The sequence below is a fragment of the Micromonospora foliorum genome, assembly GCF_022229015.1.
GTDB lineage: Bacteria > Actinomycetota > Actinomycetes > Mycobacteriales > Micromonosporaceae > Micromonospora > Micromonospora foliorum.
Genome location: NZ_JAKKFF010000357.1, coordinates 1 through 4,967, shown reverse-complemented (window position 1 = coordinate 4,967; position 4,967 = coordinate 1). Strand labels below are relative to the sequence as shown.

General features: G+C 73.6%; 5 protein-coding genes and 1 pseudogene. 4 read left to right on the top strand and 2 right to left on the bottom strand.

Annotated features, from left to right (window positions below; translation table 11 throughout):
- Together PSH25_RS24375 and PSH25_RS24370 are read right to left on the bottom strand one after the other, a co-directional pair.
- A partial coding sequence (locus PSH25_RS24375) for a YcnI family copper-binding membrane protein (RefSeq protein WP_238661286.1) occupies positions 1–585 on the bottom strand: 585 nt, incomplete at its 3' end.
- A gap of 17 nt (positions 586–602) precedes the next feature.
- Positions 603–2,270, bottom strand: coding sequence for a copper resistance CopC/CopD family protein (locus PSH25_RS24370; RefSeq protein WP_238661287.1), 1,668 nt, complete (start codon positions 2,268–2,270; stop codon positions 603–605).
- 172 nt (positions 2,271–2,442) lie between these two features.
- Here PSH25_RS24370 and PSH25_RS24365 point away from each other — a divergent pair, with 172 nt between their 5' ends.
- The 4 genes and pseudogenes from PSH25_RS24365 to PSH25_RS24350 all read left to right on the top strand — a co-directional run.
- Complete coding sequence (locus tag PSH25_RS24365) at positions 2,443–3,033, top strand: sigma-70 family RNA polymerase sigma factor (RefSeq protein WP_238661285.1); 591 nt, start codon at positions 2,443–2,445, stop codon at positions 3,031–3,033.
- A gap of 32 nt (positions 3,034–3,065) precedes the next feature.
- Positions 3,066–3,590, top strand: coding sequence for a MauE/DoxX family redox-associated membrane protein (locus PSH25_RS24360; RefSeq protein WP_238661284.1), 525 nt, complete (start codon positions 3,066–3,068; stop codon positions 3,588–3,590).
- Positions 3,583–4,299: a DsbA family protein gene (locus tag PSH25_RS24355; RefSeq protein WP_238661283.1), complete on the top strand. Its 717-nt coding sequence runs from the start codon at positions 3,583–3,585 to the stop codon at positions 4,297–4,299. Before PSH25_RS24360 ends, PSH25_RS24355 begins: the two co-directional genes overlap by 8 nt.
- A pseudogene (locus PSH25_RS24350) lies at positions 4,296–4,967 on the top strand (hypothetical protein); the annotation flags it as partial. The gene PSH25_RS24355 and the pseudogene PSH25_RS24350, both read left to right, overlap by 4 nt.

The following is a 4,967-nucleotide window of genomic DNA, read 5'->3' as shown; positions in this document are numbered from 1 at the left end:
GGCGGCGGTCGGCGCGGCCGAACCCGCCGGCGCCGCCGCGGCGGCCAGGGTGAGCACCGGAGCCGGGCTCTCCGGCTCCTCGGCACCCGGCGCCGGCTCGTCGATCCACCGCGAGACGTTGCCGTCCGAGTAGGTCTGCAGGGTCTTGAAGACCATCGAGTCGACCTGCGGCAGCGGCCCCAGCGAGACCGGGAACTCCTGGAACTGACCCGGCTTCACCCCGGCGTCACCGGAGGCCGTCCAGATGACCTTGGAGACCGCTTCGGTGAGCTGACTACCATGCACGTCGATCGGCGGATCCACCTTGCGCTTCTCGGTGGCGACCGTCCAGCCGGGCACCGGCATCGTCGACACCGAGCCGACCGGGGCGTTCTCCGGGAACACCACCTCGAGCTTGACCGTCGACGCGCTGTCGCTCTCGTTCGGCACCCGGAACGCCACCCGGGCGTAGCCGCCCTGGGTCGCTTCCTTGGGGTTCACCGTGACGTGCGCGGACGCCGGTCCGGCGAAGCCGAGCACAGCGGTGGCGGCGGCGGTGAACGCCAGGGCGGCAGCGGCGGTTGCGGTACGCCGGAATCGGCTCATGGGTTTCGCGAACCTCTCTAACGGATGGGCACGGTGGCGGTCACCGTGGCCTGGTCGATGTCGGTCGTTCGGGCGGTGATCTTCAGTTGCCAGTCGCCGGCGGTCGGCAGGCTGATGTCGCCGTAGGCGTGACTGTCCGTCAACCGCAGCAACGGCACCTCGATCGGCTCGATCCCGGCCGAGGGCAGCGCCACGGTCGCCTTCCACTCCGCGACCAGCAGTGGCTGGTTGTCCTTGCCGTACGCGTACAGGTGCACCGAGTTGTTGCCCCGCTCGGCCGGGCTCACCTCGACCTCGACGGACAGCAGCGGGCTGGAGAGCCTCGTGCTGAAGAGGCCGGCCTCGGCCCCGGCGGACGGGCTGGCCGCGGCGGTGCGGGCGGGCGTGGTCTGCACGAGCGTGGCGGACACGGCCAGCACCACCACGGTGACGGCCAACTCCACCAGGACCGCCCGGCGCACCGGCGCCGGGCGTTGCGCCGCGACGCGGCTGCGCACCAACTGCCGGGAGTACACCGCCACGCCGATGACCAGTGCGAACAGCCCGATCTTGGCGAGCAGCAGGCGCCCGTACGTGGTGTCGAAGAGCGCCTGCGGGGTGGCCACCTCGATCAGCGCCTGGACGGTGCCGGCCAGCAGCAGCGCCGAGACGGCGAGCGCCGCCCAGCGCGACCAGATCGGCAGGATCGCGCCCAACTCCCGTTCGTCGGCCTGCCGCAGCAGGAAGACGGCGAGCATGAGCAGGCCACCCAGCCAGACCGCCATGCTGCCCAGGTGGACCGCGTCGACCACCACGGAGACCGCCGGCGCCGGGGAGGCCGCCGCGTGCCCGGCCAGCGGCCAGGTCAGCAGGGCGGCGCCACCCAGCACGGCCAGGATGATCGCGTCAGCGCGGGCGGCGGGCCGGGCCAGCAGCGGGCGGAGCAGGAACACGGATGCCGCCAGCAGGCCGAGTCGGACCAGGTGGGCGGCACCGAAGGCGCTGCCGAACACGCTGCCGAACCCCTCTCCGGTGACGTCGAGGAGACCACCACCGGCCGTGTAGGGCACCTGCAACCACAGGTCGGCGAGGGTGGCGAAGGCCACCAGACCGAGGCCGGTCCAGGCCAGCCGGGTCGGCCCCCGCCGGGAGAGCCGCCGTGGCCAGAGCGCGGCGAGCACCAGCGCCGGCCCCACCAGCAGCACCAGGCCGGCGTAGCCGAGGAAACGGGCCACCTTAACCGCCGTCTCCACCACCGGATTGGCGCGGCTGTCCGTGCCGGTGTCGACGGGTGGCGTCGAGGGTGCGCCGACCGAGTAGGTGAACGCCCCGGAGACCGGGTGGCTGTCGGCGGAGATCACCCGGAAGCTGACCAGATAGGTGCCGTGGGCGCCGGCCGGATCCACCGGAATGGTCACGACCGTGTCGCCGAACGACGGTTCGCCCCGGTCGGCCCGGGAACCGTCCGGCGCGATGACCCGGATCTTGCCGGGCACCTTGCGGACCGCCTCGCTGAACGTGAGGACCACCTCGGACGGCCCGCTCGGCACGATGGACGCGGCGGCCGGACTGCTGCTCTCCAGCACCGCGTGGGCGCTGGCGGAGGTGGCTGGCGCGATCAACAAGGCGACGACGGTGACCAGGAGGCCGGCGGCTGCGGCCAGCCGGGCGGCCCAGCGGCGGGGGGCGACAGTCATGCCGGCCATGGTCGCCGATGGGTGTCCCATTCGGCGACCCGAGGGGGGTGGTCGCTTCTGTGGTCGCACGTCATGACCTGGTAGTCGGCCCGGGGCGGGGAAAAGTTCCCGACGTGGCGCAGACCATCCAAGGGCCGAACGACCCGGACGCTGGGCCGGGTGCCGCGTAACCTGATGTGTCGTGATCCCTGTCCCGCGTGACTCCGGCGCCGCCGGTCCGGCAGAGCCGGCCGACGAGGCCGCCCGGGACCCGGCGACCGAGTGGGCGCTGAGCGCCCGCGACGGCGACCCCACCGCCCAGGCGGCGTTCGTCCGGCTGACCCAGGCCGAGGTCTGGCGGTTCGCCGCCGCTCTGGTCGACCCGGACACCGCCGACGACCTGACCCAGGAGACCTACCTGCGGGCGTTTCGGGCCCTGCCCGCGTTCGAGGGTCGCTCCAGCGCCCGCACCTGGCTGCTCGGCATCGCCCGGCGCGCCTGCGCCGACCACCTGCGCACCGTGATCAGGCGTCGGCGACTCGACGAACGCCTGGCGGCCAACGCGTACACCGACCGGCCGCACCCGGACCCGGCCGGCCAGTTCGGCGCCGCCGACCTGGTCCGCCGCCTCGGCCCCGAGCGGCGCTCCGCGTTCGTGCTCACCCAACTGCTCGGCCTGTCGTACGCCGAGGCCGCCGCCGTGGAAGGGGTGCCGGTGGGGACCATCCGTTCCCGGGTCGCGCGGGCCCGGGACGACCTGGTCGAGGCGGTCGGCGACGCCCTGACCGGCTGAGCGTGGAACTTCCGGCGCGGACGGGACGACAAATGAGCGTGACAGCACCTTCCACCCGCGGCGGCCGTTGGCCCCTGGTCCGCCCCTGGCTCGGCATCGCGGCCCGACTCGGCCTCGCCGCCGTCTGGCTGGTCGCCGGCGCCTCGAAGGTCAGTGACCTCGCCGCCTCCGGGCGGGCGGTCAACGCGTACCAGGTGCTGCCGTACGACGTGGCGACCGTGATCGGTGCGGCCCTACCGTTCGTCGAGCTGGCGTTGGGCGTGCTGCTGCTGCTCGGGCTGGCCACCCGGCTCGTGGCCGGGGTCTCCGCCGCGCTGCTGGTGGTCTTCATCGCGGGGATCGCCTCGGCCTGGGCTCGTGGGCTGGCCATCGACTGCGGCTGCTTCGGCAGCGGCGGGCAGCTGGCGGCAGGGCAGGCCCCCAGTTACCTCCCGGAGATCCTCCGGGACCTGGGATTCTTGGTTCTGGCCGGATTTCTGCTGATCTGGCCACGTACGCCGGTATCGGTGGACGGGTGGGTGTCCGGCGAACCCGTTGTGGAGGACGAGGATGAGTAGTCGCAAGGGGCAGCGGGACGCCGCCCGGGTGGTCCGCGAGCAGTTGGCCCGCGAGCGGCGCCGCCGCCGCACGATCTGGGTCTCCGCCGCCGCGGTCGTCGTCCTGGTCATCGCCGGCGTCGTCGGCTGGGTCGTCTGGTCCAACCAGCGCTCCGACGACTTCACCACCCCACCCGGCGCCAACGCGGCCGGCACCGGCATCGTCACCGGCGGCGGCCCGGTCACCGTCGACGTCTACGAGGACTTCCTCTGCCCGGCCTGCAAGCAGTTCGAGCAGACCAGCGGGTCGACGCTCGAACAGCTGGTGGCCGAGAACAAGGCGAAGGTCGTCTACCACCCGGTCGCGTACCTCAACCGTTTCTCCACCACCGACTACTCCACCCGCTCCTCGGCCGCCTCCGGCTGCGCGGCGGCGGGCGGCAAGTACCACGAGTACGCCAAGGCGCTCTTCGCCCAGCAGCCGCCGGAGGGCAGCGCCGGGCTCACCGACGACCAGCTCATCGACATCGGCGCCGGCGTGGGCCTCGACCGGGGATCGTTCGGCGGCTGCGTGAAGGACCAGACGTACCGGACCTGGACCGAACACGTCACCGACGACGCCAGCCGGAGCAACGTCACCGGCACGCCTACCGTCAGGGTCAACGGTCAGCCCCTCGAGAACCCCACCTCGGACGCTCTCACCGCAGCCGTGGCGGCGGCCGGCAAGTGATCCGTACCCTGCTGGGCCGCGCCGGCCTGATCGCCGCCGTGGCCGGCGCGGTGACGCTGATCAGCGCGGCGCCGGCCGCCGCGCACGGCGCGGACGCGCCGGACGGCACCGACTACCGCACCCGGACCACCGGGGTCGCACCGGCGCGGCCCGGGCTTGAGGTACGCGTCATCGAGGCGGGCGCCCGACTGGAACTGACCAACCGCACCGGCCGCGCCATCGAGGTCATCGGCTACTCCGGTGAGCCGTACCTGCGCGTCGGCCCGGACGGGGTCTTCGAGAACAGCCACTCCCCCGCCACGTACCTGAACCGCACCATCACCGGGGACACCGCGCTCCCCGCCGAGGCCGACCCGGCCGCCCCACCCTCCTGGCGGCGGATCGACGACGGCACCACCGCCCGCTGGCACGACCAACGCGCGCTGTGGCAGGAGTCGGCACCACCGCCCGCGGTACGCGCCGCGCCGGACCGCGAGCACCGGGTCCGGGACTGGACCATTCCGCTGCGCGACGGCACCGACCCGGTGGTGATCGGCGGCACGCTGGACTGGGTGCCACCGCCGGACGCGTACACCTGGTGGGCGGTGACCATCGTGGGGCTGCTCGCGGTGGGCGCGCTCGGCCTGCTCGCCGCCACCGCCCCGGCCGGCGCCCGCGCGCTGTCCGCG

Coding starts and splice junctions, on each gene's coding strand:
- PSH25_RS24355 (WP_238661283.1), top strand. CDS start 3,583: ATGAGTAGTCGCAAGGGGCAGCGGGACGCCGCCCGGGTGGTCCGCGAG.
- PSH25_RS24360 (WP_238661284.1), top strand. CDS start 3,066: ATGAGCGTGACAGCACCTTCCACCCGCGGCGGCCGTTGGCCCCTGGTC.
- PSH25_RS24370 (WP_238661287.1), bottom strand. CDS start 2,270: ATGGCCGGCATGACTGTCGCCCCCCGCCGCTGGGCCGCCCGGCTGGCC.